The sequence below is a fragment of the Bradyrhizobium sp. USDA 4011 genome (assembly GCF_054063415.1).
In genome coordinates this window covers 3,983,047-4,003,137 of sequence record NZ_JBSSGG010000001.1, presented here as the reverse complement: position 1 = coordinate 4,003,137, position 20,091 = coordinate 3,983,047, and the positions used below count along the sequence as shown (strand labels likewise).

The 20,091-nt window shown below is 65.9% G+C and carries 17 protein-coding genes; 5 read left to right on the top strand and 12 right to left on the bottom strand.

The annotated features are described in order from the left end of the window. Positions 1-49 precede the first annotated feature (49 nt). The 4 genes from ACVW1C_RS18695 to ACVW1C_RS18680 all read right to left on the bottom strand — a co-directional run bounded on the left by ACVW1C_RS18695 (position 50) and on the right by ACVW1C_RS18680 (position 4,134). Positions 50-856: a crotonase/enoyl-CoA hydratase family protein gene (locus tag ACVW1C_RS18695; protein ID WP_456759690.1), complete on the bottom strand. Its 807-nt coding sequence runs from the start codon at positions 854-856 to the stop codon at positions 50-52. A 50-nt stretch (positions 857-906) separates the two neighbouring features. After that, positions 907-1,947, bottom strand: coding sequence for a zinc-dependent alcohol dehydrogenase (locus tag ACVW1C_RS18690; RefSeq protein WP_456759689.1), 1,041 nt, complete (start codon positions 1,945-1,947; stop codon positions 907-909). Positions 1,948-2,216: 269 nt separating this feature from the next. Next, entirely contained in the window at positions 2,217-3,131 is a 915-nt protein-coding gene (locus ACVW1C_RS18685; RefSeq protein ID WP_456759688.1) for a phosphoribosylaminoimidazolesuccinocarboxamide synthase, read from the bottom strand. A gap of 85 nt (positions 3,132-3,216) precedes the next feature. After that, complete coding sequence (locus tag ACVW1C_RS18680) at positions 3,217-4,134, bottom strand: pirin family protein (protein ID WP_456759687.1); 918 nt, start codon at positions 4,132-4,134, stop codon at positions 3,217-3,219. 237 nt (positions 4,135-4,371) lie between these two features. On the opposite strand from ACVW1C_RS18680, the gene ACVW1C_RS18675 reads away from it, so the two are divergent. The 4 genes from ACVW1C_RS18675 (at position 4,372) to ACVW1C_RS18660 (ending at position 8,103) form a co-directional block, all read left to right on the top strand. Further along, positions 4,372-4,947, top strand: a complete 576-nt coding sequence (locus ACVW1C_RS18675; RefSeq protein ID WP_456759686.1) for a GNAT family N-acetyltransferase — start codon at positions 4,372-4,374, stop codon at positions 4,945-4,947. A 53-nt stretch (positions 4,948-5,000) separates the two neighbouring features. Beyond that, on the top strand, positions 5,001-6,062 hold the full coding sequence (locus tag ACVW1C_RS18670) for a helix-turn-helix domain-containing protein (RefSeq protein WP_456759685.1): 1,062 nt from the start codon (positions 5,001-5,003) through the stop codon (positions 6,060-6,062). Positions 6,063-6,257: 195 nt separating this feature from the next. After that, on the top strand, positions 6,258-7,685 hold the full coding sequence (locus tag ACVW1C_RS18665) for a serine hydrolase domain-containing protein (protein WP_456759684.1): 1,428 nt from the start codon (positions 6,258-6,260) through the stop codon (positions 7,683-7,685). 127 nt (positions 7,686-7,812) lie between these two features. Beyond that, positions 7,813-8,103 (top strand): DUF1330 domain-containing protein, encoded by a 291-nt coding sequence (locus tag ACVW1C_RS18660; RefSeq protein ID WP_456759683.1) that lies wholly within the window; start codon positions 7,813-7,815, stop codon positions 8,101-8,103. 256 nt (positions 8,104-8,359) lie between these two features. Here ACVW1C_RS18660 and ACVW1C_RS18655 read toward each other — a convergent pair whose 3' ends face one another. Further along, positions 8,360-9,730 carry an MmgE/PrpD family protein gene (locus tag ACVW1C_RS18655; RefSeq protein WP_456759682.1) on the bottom strand — a complete coding sequence of 457 codons (1,371 nt, stop codon included), beginning with the start codon at positions 9,728-9,730 and terminating at the stop codon, positions 8,360-8,362. Positions 9,731-9,862: 132 nt separating this feature from the next. Between ACVW1C_RS18655 and ACVW1C_RS18650 the strand changes: the two genes are divergently transcribed. Continuing rightward, positions 9,863-11,002 carry an FUSC family protein gene (locus tag ACVW1C_RS18650; protein ID WP_456759681.1) on the top strand — a complete coding sequence of 380 codons (1,140 nt, stop codon included), beginning with the start codon at positions 9,863-9,865 and terminating at the stop codon, positions 11,000-11,002. 7 nt (positions 11,003-11,009) lie between these two features. Here the strand turns inward: ACVW1C_RS18650 and ACVW1C_RS18645 are convergent, their stop codons facing one another. The 7 genes from ACVW1C_RS18645 to dnaN form a co-directional block, all read right to left on the bottom strand. Then, positions 11,010-11,666 (bottom strand): DsbA family protein, encoded by a 657-nt coding sequence (locus tag ACVW1C_RS18645; protein WP_456759680.1) that lies wholly within the window; start codon positions 11,664-11,666, stop codon positions 11,010-11,012. A 35-nt stretch (positions 11,667-11,701) separates the two neighbouring features. Further along, complete coding sequence (locus ACVW1C_RS18640) at positions 11,702-13,099, bottom strand: MATE family efflux transporter (RefSeq protein WP_456759679.1); 1,398 nt, start codon at positions 13,097-13,099, stop codon at positions 11,702-11,704. A 150-nt stretch (positions 13,100-13,249) separates the two neighbouring features. After that, entirely contained in the window at positions 13,250-14,542 is a 1,293-nt protein-coding gene (gene murA / locus ACVW1C_RS18635) for a UDP-N-acetylglucosamine 1-carboxyvinyltransferase (protein WP_456759678.1), read from the bottom strand. A gap of 225 nt (positions 14,543-14,767) precedes the next feature. Continuing rightward, positions 14,768-17,203, bottom strand: a complete 2,436-nt coding sequence (gene gyrB / locus ACVW1C_RS18630; RefSeq protein ID WP_456759677.1) for a DNA topoisomerase (ATP-hydrolyzing) subunit B — start codon at positions 17,201-17,203, stop codon at positions 14,768-14,770. 229 nt (positions 17,204-17,432) lie between these two features. Continuing rightward, positions 17,433-18,569: a DNA replication/repair protein RecF gene (gene recF, locus ACVW1C_RS18625; RefSeq protein ID WP_456759676.1), complete on the bottom strand. Its 1,137-nt coding sequence runs from the start codon at positions 18,567-18,569 to the stop codon at positions 17,433-17,435. Between the two features lie 46 nt (positions 18,570-18,615). Beyond that, entirely contained in the window at positions 18,616-18,903 is a 288-nt protein-coding gene (locus ACVW1C_RS18620) for a GIY-YIG nuclease family protein (RefSeq protein ID WP_456759675.1), read from the bottom strand. 49 nt (positions 18,904-18,952) lie between these two features. Next, complete coding sequence (gene dnaN / locus ACVW1C_RS18615; protein ID WP_456759674.1) at positions 18,953-20,071, bottom strand: DNA polymerase III subunit beta; 1,119 nt, start codon at positions 20,069-20,071, stop codon at positions 18,953-18,955. Between the last annotated feature and the right edge of the window lie 20 nt (positions 20,072-20,091).

Sequence of the window (20,091 nt, the reverse complement as noted above, 5' to 3'; positions counted from 1 at the left end):
GACAGCTCAGCACGTCGGCAGCAGGAACGCAAAGGCTGGCGCTGTTGGACTACCCATTGCCGCGCTCATTTCCGAATGCGCCGTGGCGGCCGATACCCGAGGCAAAGCGCGTCGCGCCGGACAGCGTCTCGCCTGAAGCGATGACCTCGAGCCCGCCACGCATTTCGTTCCGGATCGCCTCTTCCTCGTCGAGGTCCCATTGCCGCAACGCCGAGAGCCGGTCGGCGCGCAGGCAATTCTGCGGAAACTTCGCGATGTCCTTGGCGAGCGCAATGGCGTGCGCGCGCGTCTCGCCCTTCGGCACCAGCCGGTTGGCGAGCCCCATGCGGTGCGCCTCGGGGCCGCTGACCGGGCGCCCGGTGAGGATCAGGTCGATCGCCTGGGAATGGCCGATCAGCCGCGGCAGGCGGATGGTGCCGAGGTCGATCAGCGGCACGCCGAAGCGGCGGCAGAACACGCCGAAGGTGGCGTCCTCCGCCACCACGCGCATGTCGGCCCACAGCGCCAGTTCCATGCCGCCGGCGACCGCGAAACCTTCGATCGCGGCGATCACCGGCTTCGACAGCCGCAGCCGACTCGGGCCCATCGGCGCGATCGTGTTGTGTCCGCGAACCTCGCGCCGCTTCTCGGGATCGCCTGATGCCACCGCCTTGAGGTCGGCGCCGGCGCAGAAATAGCCGCCGGTGCCGGTGAACACGGCGACCGATGCACTCGCATCCGCATCGAACGCCAGGAATGCGTCATACAGCTTGCGCGCGGTCGCGCCGTTGACGGCGTTGCGACAATGCGGACGATTGATGGAGATGATGGTGATGTCACCATCGCGCTCGACGAGCACGCTGTCGGCTTCGGTCATGGGCTGACTCCCTTGGGCTTGTTGGTTGGAGCCGAGCCTAACCTTGTTGATCACGCGATGCCATCGCGAACGAAGGCGACGCGGATGGTCGGGTCCCCGATCGCCTCATGCGCATCCTCGAAACGGACGCGGCGGGTGATGACATGTTCTGGGTGGTAATGTCCTGCCGCCACATGGGCGACGCAGTCGGGCAGTTCGGCGCGCACATTGACGCGGCTGACCTTCAGCGTGATCCCGACACCGTACATATGGCGCAGCGGCACCGGCGTGGTCTCGGCGAAGTCGCCATACATGCGCTGGCAGATGCCGTTGGGTTCCGTCGCGCGGAATGCCAGCAGGATGCTGGCGTCGGTCGCGGCCGCATCGATCACGATCGGAAACAGGCCGGGCGGCTCCATCGACAGGCCGCTAGGGGCTTCGATGACGTCGGCACCGAGCGACTTCGCCTTGGCGAGGCGCGGCGCGTAGTCATCGAGATAGACGACGCGGCCCGCGCCGCGCGCCACCGCCGCCTGCACCGCGAACAACGCGAGCGATTGCGCGAAGCCGCCGATCACGAGCACATCGGCGCCGGGCCGTTGCGCAAGCCAGCGCGCCACCGCGCTGAACCCGTCGGTCGCACCGTCGGCCAGTCCTGCGGTTTGCGACAGCGCATGGCCGTCGGGCTGGCGCACCAGCATGTGATCGGCGAACGGCACGCGGATGAGGTCGGACAGGCCGCCGCCGTACTCCACGCCGCACACCGGCTTCAGCCCGTAGGACGAGCGAAACGGCACCGCGGTGCAGGCATTGGTGTGGCCGCGCCGGCAGCGGTCGCAAGTGCCGCAACTGATCTGGAACGGAACGATGACGAGATCGCCGGGCGCGAAATTCTTCACCGCGCCGCCGATGTCGACGATGCGGCCCGCGGTCTCATGTCCGAGTGCAAATGGGCCCGCGAGGCCCGATCGGCCATGCACGATCGCAAGATCGAGATCGCAGCGCGTCACCGCGAGCGGCTGCACCAGCGCGTCGCGGTCATCCTGTAGCCTTGGCGCCGGAACATCCCACCATTCAACCTTGTTGCCGCCGATATAAGTCAATTGCCGCATCGTGCACTCTCCGCTTTGCGCCGAGAGTGCAGCGCGGCGGATGTGCCGACAAAAGGTATGTCTTCAACAGGGGTGAATTGGATTCACCTGGCCTAACGGGATCGTACGATCAGTCGATGGCAGGCGCAGCGCGTTCTCTCCCCGTCATCCTGAGGTGCGAGCGCAGCGAGCCTCGAAGGATGTACGGCCACCAGCCGGGCCGTCGACCCTTCGAGACGGCCGCGTTGCGGCCTCCTCAGGGTGACGGCGATAGAGCGAACGCGCCGCCGCTAGACCGTCAGCTCGCTGCCTGTCACGCGGCGATACGCTTCGAGATACCGCTTGCTGGTCGCATCCACCACGCTCGCCGGCAGCGGCGGGGGCGGGGCGTCGCCGTTCCAGCGGCCGGCGTGGCGTTCGACGTCGAGATAGTCGCGCAGCGGCTGCTTGTCGAAGCTCGGCTGCGGCTGGCCGGGCTTGTAGGTATCGACCGCCCAGAACCGCGACGAATCCGGCGTCATCACCTCGTCGATCAGGATGATGCGGCCGTCTTTGTCGCGGCCGAACTCGAACTTGGTGTCGGCGATGATGATGCCGCGGGCGCGGCTGGTCTGTTCGCCGTAAGCGTAGACGTCGCGCGCCATCTTCTCCAGCGTCGCGGCAACGTCACTGCCTACGATCTTGCGCACCCGCTCAACCGTGATGTTCTCGTCATGGCCGGCCTCGGCCTTGGTCGCCGGGCTGAAGATCGCGGGCTCGAGCTTCTGGCTTTCGACCAGGCCCGGCGCCAGCTTCTCGCCGGCGAGGGTGCCCTCGGCCGCGTATTCCTTCCAGGCCGAGCCGGAGATGTAGCCGCGGATCACGCATTCGATCGGGAACACGGTGGTGCGCTTGCACAGCATCGCGCGTCCGAGGATGTCGGCGCGATGATCCTTCAATGCAGGCACTGCGCGGATGATCTCGTCGGCATCGGCGCTGATCATGTGGTGCGGCACGGTGCCTTCGAGCTGCCGGAACCACCAGGCGCTGATCTGGGTCAGCACCGCGCCCTTCATCGGAATGGTTTCCGCCATCACCACGTCGAATGCCGAGATGCGGTCGGTGGTGAGCAGCAGCACACGATCGTCGCCGACGGCGTAGATATCGCGCACCTTGCCGCGGCCGATCCGGGGCAGGGGCAAATCGCTGGATAGCATTGCGGTCATGGGCGGGGTCTTTCCGGGTGGCTTTGCAAACACGAGCGCCCGCACACGAGGCGTGCGGGCGTGAGAGATTATCACAGGAAATAGCTCACTCCGGCAGCGGAATGAACTCGTGTTCGTGCGGAACCTGCGCGAAGCGCCCGGTTTTCCAGTCCTGTTTGGCCTGCTCGATCCGTTCCTTCGAGGAGGAGACGAAATTCCACCAGATGTGGCGGGGCCCTTCCAGGGCGTCGCCGCCTAGGAACATCATGCGGGTCGGCCGCAGCGTCTTCACGGTGATGCGGTCGCCGGGGCGGAAGATCAGGAGCCGCGGTCCTTCGTGGCGATCGCCGGCGATCTCGACCTCGCCGTCGACGAGATAGATCGCGCGCTCCTCGTGATCGGGGTCGAGCGGCACCGCGGTGCCGGCCTGCGCAGTCACCTCGGTGTAGAACCAGGGCGAGACCATGCTGACCGGCGAGCTGATGCCGAACGCTGAACCTGCGATGACGCGCGCGGTAAAATCGCGCTCCGAGATCATCGGTAAGTCGCCTGCGCCGTAATGCTGGAACGAAGGCGCGATCTCCTCCTTGCCCGCCGGCAGCGCGATCCAGCTTTGCAGACCGAGCATTTTCTGGCCGTCGCGGCGCTGCACCTCGGGGGTGCGCTCGGAATGCGCGATGCCGCGCCCCGCGGTCATCAAATTCATCGCGCCGGGCTGGATCTCCTGGATGTTGCCCTCGCTGTCGCGGTGCATGATGCTGCCGTCGAACAGATAGGTGACGGTGGCGAGCCCGATATGCGGATGCGGCCGCACATCCATGCCCTTGCCGGCGAGGTACTGCACCGGGCCGAAATGGTCGAAGAAGATGAAGGGCCCGACCATCTGCCGCTTGCCATGCGGCAGCGCGCGGCGCACCGCAAAACCGTCGCCGAGATCGCGGGTGCGCGGCACGATGATCAGGTCCAGCGCGTCGCAGGTCTTGGGATCGCCGAGTTCGGGATCGGTCGAGGGCTGCCAGCTCATGTCGGACTCCTTAACAGCGGTGTAGCGATCATACTCCAATCGTCGTCCCGGCCAAGCGAAGCGCGAGCCGGGACCCATAACCACCGATGCTTATGTTACGAAGGCTGGGGCCCCAGCTTTCGCTGGCAACACACATCCGTGGTTATAGGTCCCTGCTTTCGCAGGGACGACGAATTACTTGTGGCTTGCACCTGCTCTCGATGGCAGCAAGTACAAACTTGGAAACTGGAGGACGTCATGGTTTCTCTGACCAAGCCGGGCGCAAAGCTGTTGCAAGTCGATGGGCCCGTGATCGAGACGTCGCGTCTCATCCTGCGGCCGTGGCGCGCGTCCGACATCGCGGACAATACGCGGATGCTGTCCGATCCCGAGACGGCGCGCTTCATCACGCCGGATCATCAGCCTGTCACATCGGAGCTGAAGGGCTGGCGCAATGCGGCGGTCATCTCCGGCCATTGGGCGCTGCACGGCTTCGGTATGTTCGCGGTCGAGGAGAAATCCTCCAGTCGCTATATCGGCCGCGTCGGGCCGTATTATCCGCCGGAATGGCCCGGCTTCGAGGTCGGCTGGGGCATCGCCAGGGAGTATCGCGGCAAGGGTTATGCGGTGGAAGCGGCGCGTGCCGCGATCGACTTTGTGTTCGCCAATTTCACGGTTGACCGCATCATCCATTGCATCGATCCCGCCAACGTCGCCTCGCAGGCCGTGGCGCGGCGGCTGGGTGCGGTGAATGAGGGCCCGGGCAAGCTCGAGGGCGATGTCGTCGATATCTGGGTCACGCAGCGCAGCCGCTGGCCGCGCGATGGTTCTTGAAAAATCTCGCCCGACGGACGATTCTTCGCTGACCTTGGAGATCGCATCGACCGATGACCTTTGCCGCGACCGAACTGTGCCTGCGCGCTGCCACCGTGACGCTGCTGATGGTGTTTGCGGCCTCGATGTTCGCAGATTTCCGCAAGGTGCTGGCCGGGCGGCTCGCGATCGCCTTCGCGCTCGGCTCGGCCGCGCATGCGGTGACCGCGTCGATGGGGGCTGGGCCGCCGGTCTCGGACTGGCATGCGCCACTGATCGCGCTCTCGACCGGCGATATCGTGGTGTTCTGGCTGTTCACGCGCGCGCTGTTCGATGACGCGTTTCAACTGCGCTGGTGGCACGGCCTGATCTGGGCTGCGGTCGTGGCCTACAGCTTCGTCAATTGCATGTGGATCGCACCCGCCGGTCACGCGCGGATCGCGATCATCATGGTCAATTCGCTCACGCTCGTCTTCATTGCGCTCGCGGTGGCGCAAACCATCGGATCGTGGTCGGCGGATCTGGTCGAGCGCCGCCGCCGTGTCCGCGTCTTCATCGTCGCCGCATCTGCGCTGTACGGCGGCATGAACGCGCTGCTTCAGATCGCCTACGCCGGCAGCCGCGTGACCGTGGAATGGGCCAATTTGCTGAACGCGGCCGTGCTCACCGCCATCGTGGCCGCGATCACCTGGGCGATGATGCGCGTCGACGGCGCCGACCTGTTCGCGGTGCCGGCGGAGGCCGTCGTGCTGACGAAGCCCGCCGCCGCGGTCGAGGAGGCGGCGGACCAGAGACTGGTCGATGCCCTGATGCGGCTGATGGCGGACGAGCGCATCTATCGCCACGACAACGTCACGATCGGCATGCTGGCAACCCGGCTGAAGATCCCCGAATATCGTCTCCGGCGGCTGATCAACCAGCGGCTCGGCTACCGCAATTTCAACGTCTTCCTCAACAACCACCGGATCGAGGAGGCCAAGGCCGCGCTCGCCGATCCGGCCCAGTCCGCAGTTCCCGTTATCACCATCGCGATGGACGCCGGCTTCCAATCACTCGGCCCCTTCAACCGCGCCTTCAAGGCAACGACCGGTGTGACGCCAACGGAGTACCGGAAGCTGAAGGCCAGCGCGGTATGACTCTTCTCCCTCCCCCGCAAGCAGGAGAGGCGACATGAGCCCGCGGTTGGACCCTTTGTAATCATTGTATAATTCCAGAATCGGTGAGCCGCACCGAGTCCTCGGCCAGCCCGATTTCCAAATCCGGCGAGCACTCCCGCGGCCGCTCCGGCCTGATCCCGGCCACGCGCCCCATGCGCCATGCCGGAGGATCCTGTGACCCGTCGAAAGCTCGCCTTCATTCTCATTGCCACCACCGCCTGCGGCGCGCTGGCGCTGTCTGCCGCCCGGGCCCGCGATGTGCCCAAGGTCGCGACCGGCTTTGTCGCCAACGTCGTCTGCTCGGAGACCTTCGTCAGCGGGCTCGACCCGAAGCGAAACCTGGCCGAGACCACCGACGCGATGCCGGGGGCCGGCCTGATCACCTGGGCGATGGACACCGAGGTCGACCTTGATCGCAAGGACGTCACCGTGACGCTGTTCGGGCTTGGCCGCAGCCATGCAGTCTATCGCGACGGGCTCGGCTGCACGCTCGATCATGACGAGACGCTGGCCGATACCGCGCCTCCGCCCTCGAGGCCGCAAGCTGCATCGCTGCCCGAGATCGCAGGTCCTGCGCTCGTCGCGCCACAAAGCCCGCAGCTTGGGGCCGCGCTCGACCGCGCCTTTGCCGAGCCGGCGGAGCCGCCGTCCCGTCACACCCGCGCCATCGTCGTGATGAAGGACGGTCGCATCGTCGCCGAGCGCTACGCCGACGGCATCGGCATCGAGACGCCGCTGCTCGGCTTCTCCATGAGCAAGTCGGCGATCTCGGCCCTGATCGGAATCCTCGTCCGCGAGGGCAGGCTGACGCGCGACCAGCCGGTCCCGATCGCGGCCTGGCGGAATCCCGACGATCCGCGCCACGCGATCACGGTCGACGAGCTGCTGCGCCACACCGCAGGGCTTGCGCTCGGCAGCTCGCTGCAGGCGTCGCTGGCATCCGTGCTCGAGCCGGTCAACCGCATGAAGTACATGGAATCGGATATGGCCGCCTTCGCCGAGAGCGCTCCACTGGAGAGCGCGCCCGGCCGGATCTGGAACTATCATGACGGCAACTACCTGATCCTCTCGCATCTGATCCGCAACGCCGCCGGCGGGCACGCGGCGGACGTCATCCGCTTCGCGCGCGAAAGGCTCTTCGGTCCGCTCGGCATGCGCAATGTCGTGATGCAGTTCGATGCTGCGGGCACGCCGGAAGGATCGGGTGCGATGATGGCGAGCGCGCGCGACTGGGCGCGTCTCGGCCAGCTCTACCTCAATGACGGGATGGCCGGCGACAAGCGCCTTCTGCCGGAGGGCTGGGCGGCCTATTCGGCTTCGGCCACGCCGAATGCCTGGGTCGGCTACGGCGCGGGCTTCTGGACCAATCTCGGCGACAGCTTCGGCGCCAACTATCGTATCGCGCATGGCTGGCCGCGCGATGCGTATTTCGCCAAGGGCACGATCGGGCAATATGTGATCATCGTGCCCTCGCAGCATCTCGTCGTCGTCCGCCTCGGCCGCTCGCCGAACATGCCGCCCGCGGCGGACGGCGTGTTCGACCTGGTTCGCGATGTGGTGACGGCCACTTCCACAAGCGCGCGGCTCGCTGGCGGCAATTGACGGAGACGTCACACAACGCCCGCGCGATCGTGACTTGAATCTCGGCCTCCGGAATTTTCCGATGCTGTGGCGCATCTCAAAGGAGATGCGCCACAGTTCTTCAAGATCGCCTCAGCCGGAGATCATCATGCCGAAAGCCTACCGGATCGTGCACGTCACGGTGCACGACGAAGCCCGCTATCCCGAATATCTCGCCGCCGCGATGCCGGTATTCGTCAGATACGGCGCCAATTTCATCGTACGCAACGGCCCGTATGAGGTGATGGACGACGCGACGCGCCAGCGCAACTTCGTCCTTGAGTTCAGGGATCGCGCCACCGCGATGGAATGCTACACCTGCCCCGACTATCAGGCCGCCAAGGCGATCCGGCAGAAATACTCGGACGGGGATTTCGTGATCATCGATGGAGCCGAGTAGGCTTTCCGTCATTCCGGGGCATGCGAAGCACATGCGCGGGTGATGACACCGGGTGGTGTGACGCCTTGAATCGAGAACCATCCTCATCGTCGTCCCGGCGAAGGCCGGACCCATTACCCCGAATGCGCATTGTTGCGCGAACCTGGGGCCACAGCTCAATCTCACAACGCAACCGTGTGGTTATGGGGCCGTCCCTGCTTTCGCAGGGACGACAGCTGTGGTGTGGCGTGCAGCCGGCGATCGACGACGGCCGCCCTTACTGCCGCCCCAACTGCGTCGCCTTCTCCACACGGTCGAACCGCTCCAGCGTCAGGATCGCGTCCGCGAGCTCATCTGCGCGCTTGTCGAGCACCGGGCGGGCCAGCGTCAAGAACTTCTGCTGCATCGCCTTTGCATCCGGGAACGAGGTCGGCTCGCCGGATGGATCGGCATAGAGGCGCTCATGGGTGCCGTCGTCGGTGGTGATCGAGACGCGGGCGCCGAACGGATGGGTGCGGCCGACCTCGAGGCGGTCGTCCTGCACCACGTCGAATTTGTCGGCGAGCGCGTCGATCGCCGCATCACCCAGCCGGTCGTAATCGTCCCAGCCGAAATGGCCCTGGTCGAGCGCGATCGCGCCGGTGAAGAACATCGAGAACTGGCCGCCGACCACCGAGGTCGGGTGGCGCTTGGTGGCGGCGTCACCGGTCAGCGTGATGCCATTGCGGTGCAGGCCGATCTCGACCTTCCTGATCTGGTCCGGCGTCAGATTATGCTCGCGCCGCATCGCGATCAGCGCGTCGATCGCGGCATGGGTATAGCGGCAGCTCGGATACGGCTTCACGCCGATCTTCAGGGTCTCGTAGGTGTGGCCCAAGTCCGCCACCGCCTTGTCCGGATGCGCGTCATCGGTATAGCCGACCAGTAGGCCGTGCTTGCCCTCGACCGATTCGCTCGAACCGATGAAGTCGTTGCGTGCGAGCGTCGCTGCGATCACGCCGTTCATCGCAGCGGCGCCGACCTGGTAGCGCTTGTTCCAGGCGCCGTTGACCAGGAATTGCAGTGAGCCGGCAGCCTGGCTGCCGGAGACGCCGAACGCGGAGACGATTTGCTGCTTCGACAGGGCGAACAGCTTGGCCGCCGCGGCCGCGGCGCCATAGGTGCCGGCCGTCGCGGTCGGGTGGAAGCCGCGGGCGTAATGCGAGGTCGGATCGAGCGCGTTGCCGAGCCGGCAGCACACTTCATAACCGGCGACGATCGCGGTCAGCACGTCGCGGCCGGAGGCGCCGACCATCTCGCCGACCGCAAAGGCGGCGGGCACCACGGGTGCGCTCGGATGCAGCGAGGAATCGGCGTGGGTGTCGTCGAAGTCGAGCGAATGGCCGAGCGCGCCGTTGAGCAGTGCCGCCACCGCCGGCGTCCAGGTCTTGGTGTCGCCGAACACCGTGGCCTCGCCCTTGCCGTCCAGCGCCAGCGCCTCCAGCATCTTCATCAGCGAGGGCGTCGATTCCGCATCGCGGCGGGCGCGGATGGTACTGCCCAGGAAATCCAGCGTCAAAACCTTGGCGCGCTCCAGCACCTCCGGCGGGATGTCGGAATATTTCAGGTCGGCGACATAGGCGGCGAGCGTTGCGGTTTCGTGGGCCATCGTGTTTCCTCAATTTTGCGGCGCAGGGTAGGCGGGCGGGTTTGGCCTTTCAAGCCACCTTGCCGCCGCGGGCAGCAGCCATGCTCGACGTCCTTTAACATAGGCCTTTCCATTGATTGCGGATCAGGGTGCATGAGGACCTTCGCAAAACGCATGTTCGAGCAGCTCTGGACCCGCAAGACGCAGCTGGCGCTCGCGGTCCGGATCGCGTCCGCCGGCGTGGCGGCCTATGCCATCGCGCTGGCGCTGCACCTCATGTTGCCGCTGTGGGCGGTGCTGACCTCGCTGATCGTGACCCAGATGAGCGTCGGCCGCTCGCTGAAGGCGACCCGCGACTACATGCTCGGCACCATCGGCGGCGCCGTCTATGGCGGCGCGATCGCGGTGCTGATCCCGCATTCCGGCGAGGGCAGCCTGCTGGCGCTGCTGGTCTTGGCGATCGTGCCGCTGGCGTTCATCGCCGCGCTCAATCCCAGCCTGAACTCGGCGACGGTAACGGCGGTGATCGTGCTGCTGCTGCCGACGATGCATCATTCCAATCCGCTGGACTCCGCGATCGATCGCGTCCTCGAGGTCACGGTCGGCGCGCTCACCGGGCTTGTGATCTCGTTCCTGGTATTGCCGTCGCGCGCGGTCAGCCAGATCAGGGTCAATGCGTCGAAGCTGCTGGAGCTGCTCTCGGCGGCGTTCGCCGAATTGCTCGCCGGCCTGACGCGCGGGCTCGACAACGACGCATTGCACCGGATCCAGGATGGCATCGGCAGCGCGGTGACCAATCTGCACGCAACCGGCCTCGAGGCCGAGCGTGAACGCACCATGCATCTGTCATCCGGGCCGGACACCGGTCCGCTGCTGCGGACCATCCAGCGGCTGCGGCACGACGTCGTGATGATCGGGCGCGCCTGCGTGGTGCCGCTGCCGGCCGATATCCAGGCGAGGCTGGCGCGGCCATTGGCCGACGTCAGCAATGCCATCGTGACCTATATGGTGGCGGTCGCTACCGCCCTGCGCGCCGGCAGCGGCCCGGCCGACATGGCGCCGGTCGATGCCGCGCTGCATGCCTATAGCGAGGAGGTTGCCGCGGTGCGCAGCGAGGGCCTGACCCGGGGCCTTCCGGTCGATGCCATGGAGCGGTTCTTCGCGCTCGGATTCTCGCTCGACCAGATGCGGCAGAACCTGAACGATCTCAAGCGCTGCCACGGCAATTGGTGCACGAACGAAGATGGTTCCCAGAAGATCGTTGCGGAAACTTCGCAGAAGAGCGCGGCATGACCTTTGGCTATGCCGTGCGGCGCGTCAGGCCCTTGCTCTCCATGCGCCAGATCAGGAGGTCGATACGGTCCTGACCGAAGAACGGTTCGCCCTCGAACACGAAGGTCGGTACGCCCCAATGACCGGAGGCCGCATGCGCCTCCTCGTTGCCCTTGATGACCGCTTCATAGCGATCGGGGTCGGCGGCGATCGCCGCATCCATCGCAGCGAGATCGAATCCGGCGGCATCGGCTGCTCGTGCCAGATGATCGCCCTCGTTCCAGCCCTTCACCGAGCCGTCCCACAGCACGCGGCTGATCGCGGAGGTGAAGGCAAGCGACTGCCCCTCAAGCTGGGCGGCAGCGCCGAGCCGGGTCAGGCGGTGGATGTACGGCTGATGTTCGGCGACGTCGAGCGTCGTCATGTCCTGCACGATCGGGTCCGGGCGCGGAAAGCGGAACGGGATGTTCTCGTGCTTGGCGACGCGGCTGGAATCGAGCACGACATAGCGGGCGAATTGCGGATTGGTCTTCTTGAAGAAGCCGGGCACGCGCACCGCGAGCGGATAGACCGGCCGCAAATTCACCGCGACATCGTAGTCGGCGACCATTTTCAGCGTCTTCGGCAGCGCCAGATAGCTGTACGGACTGCGGAACGAGAAGAACAGGTCGACCGACAAGGTCATGGACTAGCCTCCGTTCGGTGCGACCTCGTCGACCTTCATCCTACCAGTCTGCGTGCCAGCAGGCGGAAACGCAAGATCAGGAGGGTGGCATAGACTGCCGTGCCGAGCGATAGCCCGATCCAGACGCCGGGCGCCTTGAGCCCGACACAGAAGGCGAGCGCGTAGGCGGACGCGAATCCGATCAGCCAGTAGCTGATGGTCGCAAACAGCAGCGGCACCTGGGTGTCGTGCATGCCGCGTAGCGCGCCGGCGGTGGTGGTCTGCACGCCATCGGCGATGAAGAACGTCGCGCCGATCAGGAGCAGCATCGCGGTAAGCTGCGCAGTGGCGTCGGAAGCTTCACCGAGGAACAGGGCCGCGATCTCGAAGCGCGCCTGGATCACCGCGAGCGTCATGATGCTCATGAACACGCCGGAGAGCGCGACCGCGACGAAGCCGGCACGCTGCACCGCGTCGGTGTCACGGCGGCCGACCGCTTGGCCGACCCGCACGGTGGCGGCCATGCTGACGCCGAACGGCACCATGAACAGGATCGCCGCGATCTGCAGCGCGATCTGGTGCGCCGCCAGCGCCGTGGTGCTGATCAGCCCCATCAGCAGGCCGGCCGCGCCGAACAGGCCGTATTCCAGCAGGAAGGCGATCGAGATCGGCGCGCCGATGGCGACAAGCCTGCCCAACAACGGCCAGTCGATGCGCCAGACGCGGCTGAAGACATGGTACTTGCGGAACGGGCGGCGCCGCGCCGCGAACCACACCCCGGCGAGGAAAGTGCCGAGATTGACGATCGTGGTCGCAAGCCCGGCGCCGAACATGCCGAGTTCGGGCATGCCCCATTTGCCGTAGAGCAACAGGTAGACCATCAGCGCATTGGCCGGGATCGCCGCGAGCGTGATCCACAGCACCGGCTCCGGCCGGTTCACCGCGCTCATGAAGCCGCGGATCGCAATGAACCACAGCGCCGGCAGGATCCCCCAGGCGAGCCCGAACAGATATTGCTGCGCCAGATGCGCGGTGGCCTGGGTCTGGCCGAGCGCGAGCAGGATGCGCTCGCCCTGGAACGGCAGCGCCATCAGCGGCAGCACCATGAAGAAGGCCGCCCACAACCCGACGCGCAGCGAACGCCGCATCACGCGTGGGTCGCGGGCGCCGAACGCCTGCGCGGCCAACGGCGAGACCGCCGCCATCATGCCCATGCCGATGGTGAAGCTGACGAAATACACGGTATGCGCCAGCGCCGCCGCAGCCACGTTCTCGCTGCCGAGCCGTCCGATGAAGGCGAGATCGGTCGTCATCATCGCGATCTGCCCGAGCTGCGTCAGCGCAAGCGGCACCGCGAGCTTCAGCGTTTCCGCGAGCTCGGCCGTGAGCAGCTTGCGAGAGGGGACGACGGCCGCGCGCGACGCGGCCGGGTCGATCTTGTCGATGCAGGTCATGACGGCACGCTTAGCACGGCAAACCGGCCGGAAGGATGGCCAAACTGCCCAAACGCGACGATCTCACGCAGAGATCATCGTCTCCCAAATTGTCGTTTGAGCATGCTCCGACCGGAGCAAAGCTTCACGTTCTTCCGGATCATGCCCGGATCACGATCGCGCTGGTATCCGCTTGATCCTGGCGCCGAGCGCGTTGAGCCGTTCGTCGATCCGCTCATAGCCGCGCTCGATCTGGTCGGCATTGTTGATGGTGGAGGTGCCGTTGGCGCACACCGCGGCCAGCAGCATCGCCATACCGGCGCGGATGTCGGGCGAGTTCATCGGCGCGCCGCGCAGCCGGCTCGGACCGGCCACGATCGCGCGGTGCGGGTCGCACAGCACGATCCGGCCACCCATCGCGATCAGGTTGTCGACGAAGAACATCCGCGATTCGAACATCTTCTCGTGCATCAGGATGACGCCGTCGCACTGCGTCGCGGTGACGATCGCGATCGACATCAGGTCCGCCGGGAAGGCGGGCCAGGGCTGGTCCTCCAGCTTCGGCACGTGGCCGCCGAAATCGTCCTGGATCTTCATGGTCTGGTTCGACGGCACGACAAGGTCGTCGCCTTCGATGCCGCAGACGATGCCCAGCCGTTCAAAGCCCATCCGGATCGAGCGCAGATGCTCGACGCCGGCGCGCGCGATGCGCAGCGGGGAGCGGGTCACCGCGGCAAGGCCGATCAGCGATCCGACCTCGATGTGGTCGGGCTGGATCGCGTAGCTCGTGCCGCCGAGCGGCGCCTGGCCGTGCACGGTGATGGTGTTGGTACCGATGCCTTCGATCTTTGCGCCAAGCGCGACCAGGAAATTGGCGAGGTCCTGCACATGCGGCTCGGAGGCCGCGTTGCGCAGATAGGTGGTGCCGCGGGCGGCGACGGCGGCGACCAGCGCGTTCTCCGTCGCGGTGACGCTGGGCTCGTCGAGGAACACATCGGCGCCCTTCAGGCGCGCGGCGCGGAATTCCAGCCGGTGCGTCGCGGTGACCGTGGCGCCGAGCTGCTCGAAGGCCAGAAAATGCGTGTCGAGCCGGCGGCGGCCGATCACGTCGCCGCCGGGCGGCGGCAACGCGACCTCGCCGCAGCGGGCGAGCAGCGGACCTGCCAGCAGGATCGAGGCGCGGATGCGCGCGCACAGAGCCGGATCGAGATCGGCGGCGCGGATCTCCTTGGCATGGATCTGCAGCGTGTTGCGCTTGGTCCATTCGGCGCTGGCGCCGACCGAGCGGCATAGCTCGACCAGCGTTTCGGTGTCGCGAATGCGCGGCACGTTGGTCAGCGTGACCGGATGCTCGGTGAGCAGGGCAGCTGCGATGATCGGCAGCGCGGAGTTCTTGTTGCCCGACGGCTCGATGGTGCCCGAAAGGCGGCGGCCGCCTTCGACGATGTATTGGATCGGCGGCACGCGGAATGTCCCCTAACGCATCATCCAGACTTGGATTCGAATTGGGCCACGCGAAATTCCGTAACGGAATCAATGGCTGTCCGGCACCGTAACACAACTCCCGGCGCAGCTTCCACACGAAAGGTAGCCGCGCGATGGTACGGAGCGCGCGGTCACAGACACGTCATCTCGGCCGAGCCGTCGCGTCGGAAAGCGCAAGTCCGCCTGGCCGCCGGGAGCAGGTCCCTAGATGTCGATGGTGGCGCTGAGGGAGTTTTCCTGGATGAAGTCGCGGCGCGGTTCGACCACGTCGCCCATCAGCTTGGTGAAGATATCGTCGGCCTCGTCGACCTCCTTGATCTTCACCTGGAGCAGCGAGCGCGCCTCGGTGTCCAGCGTGGTCTCCCACAGCTGCTCCGGGTTCATCTCGCCGAGACCTTTGTAGCGCTGCAGCGAGACTCCCTTGCGAGCGGCATCGGTCACGGCCTCGAACAGGTCGATCGGGCCGTGAATGGTCTGCTCGGCATCCTTGCGTCGGAGCTTGCCCGCCCGCACGTAGATCTCCTGCAGTCTGGTCGCATACTCGTCGAGCTTGCGTGCATCGGCCGAGCCGAGAAACGCGTCGTCGATCACGGCCACTTCCTTGACGCCGCGTACGGTGCGCTCGAACTGGAAGCCCTGGCCTTCAGTGAAGGTGCCGATCCAGCCGCGCTCCACTTCGTCGGCAACCGCGTCCAGCCGCTTGGCGATGTAATCAGCCGCGGAGTTGGCGGTCGCGATATCGCTGGTGATTCTCGGGGTCAGCACGCCGGCGATCGCGGCCTGCTCGATCACCGCGCGATTGTAGCGGCTGTGCAGGTTTCGCAGCACGGAGCGGATCGTCCGGGCGTCTTCGACCAGCGACAGCAGGTCACGGCCCGAGCGGTCTTCGCCGGAGGCCGGCTTGAAGACGCATTCGTCGAGCCCGGTCGAGATCAGGTAATCCTCGAGCGCGCGCTCGTCCTTCAGATATTGCTCGGACTTGCCGCGCGAGACCTTATAGAGCGGCGGCTGGGCGATATAGAGAAAGCCGCCGTCGATGATCGGGCGCATCTGGCGATAGAAGAAGGTCAGCAGCAGCGTGCGGATATGGGCGCCGTCGACGTCGGCGTCGGTCATCACGATGATCTTGTGATAGCGCAGCTTGTCGACCGAGAAATCGTCGCTGATGCCGGTGCCGAGCGCGGTGATCAGCGTGCCGATCTGCTCCGACGACAGCATCTTGTCGGGGCGCACGCGCTCGACATTGAGGATCTTGCCGCGCAGCGGCAGCACCGCCTGGAATTCGCGGTTGCGGCCCTGCTTGGCGCTGCCGCCTGCCGAGTCGCCCTCGACGATGAACAGTTCGGACTTCGCCGGATCCTTCTCCTGGCAGTCGGCGAGCTTGCCGGGCAGCGAAGAGACGCTGAGCGGATTCTTGCGGGTCAGCTCGCGGGCCTTGCGCGCAGCCTCGCGGGCTGCGGCGGCCTGGATCACCTTGCCGACGATTTCCTTGGCTTCCTTCGGATTCTCCTCGAACCAGGCCGCCAGCGCCTCGTTCAGGACGTTCTCGACCACCGGTCGAACCTCCGAGGACACCAGCTTGTCCTTGGTCTGCGACGAGAATTTCGGATCGGGCACCTTCACCGACAGCACCGCGGTGAGGCCTTCGCGGCAATCGTCGCCGGTCAGCGCGATCTTTTCCTTCTTCGCATTGGCCTCGGCGTAGCCGTTGACCTGGCGCGTCAGCGCGCCGCGGAAGCCGGCCAGATGGGTGCCGCCGTCGCGCTGCGGGATGTTGTTGGTGAAGCACAGCACGTTCTCGTGGTAGCTGTCGTTCCACCACAGCGCGGCTTCGACGCCGATGCCGTTGGCTTCCGCGCGCACCATGATCGGCGCCGGCACGATCGCCTTCTTGTTGCGGTCGAGATATTTGACGAATTCCTCGACGCCGCCGGAATAGTGCATCTCCTCGCGTTTCTCGACCGCATGCCGCATGTCGGACAGCACGATGTGGACGCCGGAATTGAGGAAGGCGAGCTCGCGCAGCCGGTGCTCGAGCGTCGCGAAATCGTATTCGATGTTCTTGAAGGTCTCGGTCGAGGCGAGGAAGGTGACCTCGGTGCCGCGTTTGCCCGGGGCATCGCCGACCACCTTGAGCGGCGCGACGGCATCGCCGTGCGCGAATTCGATGTAGTGCTCCTTGTCGTCGCGCCAGATCCGCAAGCCCAGCTTGCTGGACAGCGCGTTGACGACGGAGACGCCGACGCCGTGCAGACCGCCGGAGACCTTGTAGGAGTTCTGGTCGAACTTTCCGCCGGCGTGCAGCTGGGTCATGATGACCTCGGCCGCCGAGACGCCTTCGCCCTTGTGGATGCCGACCGGAATGCCGCGGCCGTCGTCGTACACGGTGACGGAATTGTCCGCGTTGAGGGTGACCAGGACGCGGCTTGCATGGCCCGCCAGCGCCTCGTCGATCGCGTTGTCGACGACCTCGTAGACCATGTGATGCAGGCCGGAACCGTCGTCGGTGTCGCCGATATACATGCCGGGCCGCTTGCGGACGGCGTCGAGGCCCTTCAGCACCCGGATCGATTCCGCACCATATTCGGCCGGAATGGGATGCTCAGATTCGGCAGGGGTCTGCCGGGCAGGTTCAGTCATGTGAGGCCTTCGAGGATGTCCCGAATCAGCTGCACAAAATGAGGCGCTGATTCCACTATTTGTGCCATGAAAGAGCAGTTGCGCCTAGCGCAAAGTCTCCGTCTACAAACTATTGAATAGATAGGGTTTTTTCGGCCTGTTTCAAGACTCTCAAAGGCCGATTCCGGAGGCTCTGAAAAGCCCGATTCGAAGGCAGATTCGAGCTCCTCTCGGAGCCGATTTCGCGCGCTTAGCCGCGCCGTGTGGCGCGGCCGGATTCGACGTCGAAAATCTCTCCCGTCGGGCCGATATCGACGAAGGCGGCAGGGTCGGCGCCGGTCATCCAGACCTGTGCGCCGAGCTTGGCGAGCTCGTCGAACAGCGCCTTGCGCCTATTGGGATCGAGATGGGCGACGACCTCGTCGAGCAGCAGCAGCGGCACGATGCCGGTCATCTCCGCGACCATCGTGGCATGCGCCAGCACCAGCCCGATCAAGAGCGCTTTCTGCTCGCCGGTCGAGGCATCGCGCGCCGGCATGTTCTTCGGCGCGTAGACCACCTGCAGATCGGTCAGATGCGGGCCGTCGAGCGTGCGCCCGGCGGCGGCGTCGCGCGGGCGGCTGGCGCGCAGGATCTCGCGGTAGCGGTCCTCCACCGCGGTCGCAGGCTCCTGCAGCAGCGCGTTCTCCATCCAGCCGTCGAGCATGATCTCGGCGGACGGGAAGGCCGAGGCGGCACCGCGCTCGCGCAGCATCGCGGCGAGCTTGGCGGCCGTCTGGCCGCGCGATGCGGCGACCGCGACCGCAAGCTCCGCGGTCTCGCGCTCGATCGCATCACACCAATGGTCGTCGTAGTTGCGCACCTCGAGCAGCCGGTTGCGCGAGCGCAGCGAGCGCTCCAGCGCCGAGACCCGGCTGGAGTGCTCGGAATCGATCGCCAGCACCAGGCGGTCGAAGAAGCGCCGCCGCTCGGAGGCGGCGCCCATGAACAGGCCGTCCATCGCCGGCGTCAGCCACACGATGCGCAGGTGGTCGCCGAACGCGGTCGCGGAACCCACCGGTTCGCGATCGATGCGGCAGCGCCGGCTGTTGCTCGCCTCGCCGGTCGGGGGATCGATGCCGGTGCCGAGCGTGGCGAGGCCGAGCGCGCCCTCGACTTCGGCCGAGACCGCCCAGGAGCCGTCGCCCTGATTATCGGCGATGTCCTCCAAGGTCGCGCGGCGCAGCCCGCGGCCCGGCGACAGGAACGAGACCGCTTCCATGCAATTGGTCTTGCCGGCGCCGTTCGGCCCGACCAGCACCACCATGTCGCCCGCGACCTGCAGCGTCGCCGTCCGGTAATTGCGGAAATGCGTCAGCGACAGGCGATGAATGCGGGATGGGGTCATGTTACCTTGTCATTGCCGGGCTTGACCCGGCAATCCGTCGTCCGCGCTAGCGGACAATTTCATCATATAAGTCCCGCCAGCCGGGATTGCCGGCAACGATCAGATCAATCTTCCACTCACGCGACCAGTGCTTGATGTTTTTCTCGCGCTGAAGCGCCGCGGCGATTGTCTCATGCGCCTTAATGTAGGCGAGGGTCTTGATGCCGTACCGCTTGGTAAAGCCTTCGGGGAGGCCATCGCGATGCTCGTAAGCTCGCCGGACCGGATTATTGGTCACGCCAACGTAGAGAGTTCCACCGGGCTTGCTCGCGAGGATGTACACCCAATAGATCATCTCTTGTTCGATGGATGGCCGGGTCAAGCCCGGCCATGACGAGAGGAGGTCACACTCGCATCGGCATCAGCACGTAGAGCGCGCCCTTGCTGTCGCGGTCCTGCACCAGGGTCGGCGAGCCGGGATCGGCGAGCTTCAGCACCGCGACCTCGCCCTCGATCTGGGCGGCGATGTCGAGCAGATAGCGCGAGTTGAAACCGATATCGAGCGCATCGGAGGCGTACTCGACCTCGAGCTCTTCGGTGGCGCTGCCGGAATCCGGGTTGGTGACCGAGAGCACCAGCTTGCCGGGGGACAAAGCCAGCTTCACCGCGCGGCCGCGTTCGCTGGAAATGGTCGAGACGCGATCGACGGCGGCCTCGAAATCCTTCTTGTCGACCACCAGTTCCTTGTCGTTGTTCTGCGGAATGACGCGGCCATAGTCCGGGAAGGTGCCGTCGATCAGCTTCGAGGTCAGCACCACATTGCCGAGCGTGAAGCGGATCTTGCCATCCGACAGCTCGATCGAGATCTCGGCGTCGTCGCCCTCGATCAGCCGCTGCACCTCACCGACCGTCTTGCGCGGGACGATCACGCCGGGCATGCCGGTCGCGCCCTTGGGCAGCGGGAGGTCGATCTGGGCCAGGCGGTGGCCGTCGGTAGCAACCCCGCGCAGGGTCGCGGCCTTGGCGGTACCGGCCGCATGCAGATAGATGCCGTTGAGGTAGTAGCGGGTCTCTTCGGTCGAGATCGCAAACTGGGTGCGGTCGATCAGCCGCTTGATGTCGGACGCTGGCAGCGAGAACGAATGCGTCATGTCGCCGGCGGCAAGGCCCGGGAAATCGCTTTCGGGCAGCGTCTGCAGCGTGAAGCGCGAGCGGCCGGCGCGCACCGCGAGCACCGAGCGGTCGCCATCGGCCTCCAGCACGATCTGCGAGCCGTCGGGCAGCTTGCGGACGATGTCATAAAACATATGCGCCGGCACCGTGGTCGAGCCGGCGGTTCCGGTCTCGGCGGCCAAGGTCTCCGTCACCTCGAGATCGAGGTCGGTTGCCTTCAGCGACAGTTTGGCGCCCTCGGCGCGGATCAACACGTTGCCGAGGATCGGGATGGTGTTGCGGCGCTCGACCACGCGGTGAACGTGGCCCAGCGATTTCAGGAGTTGCGCGCGCTCGACGGTGACCTTCATTGCAATACCCGCCAGATCCC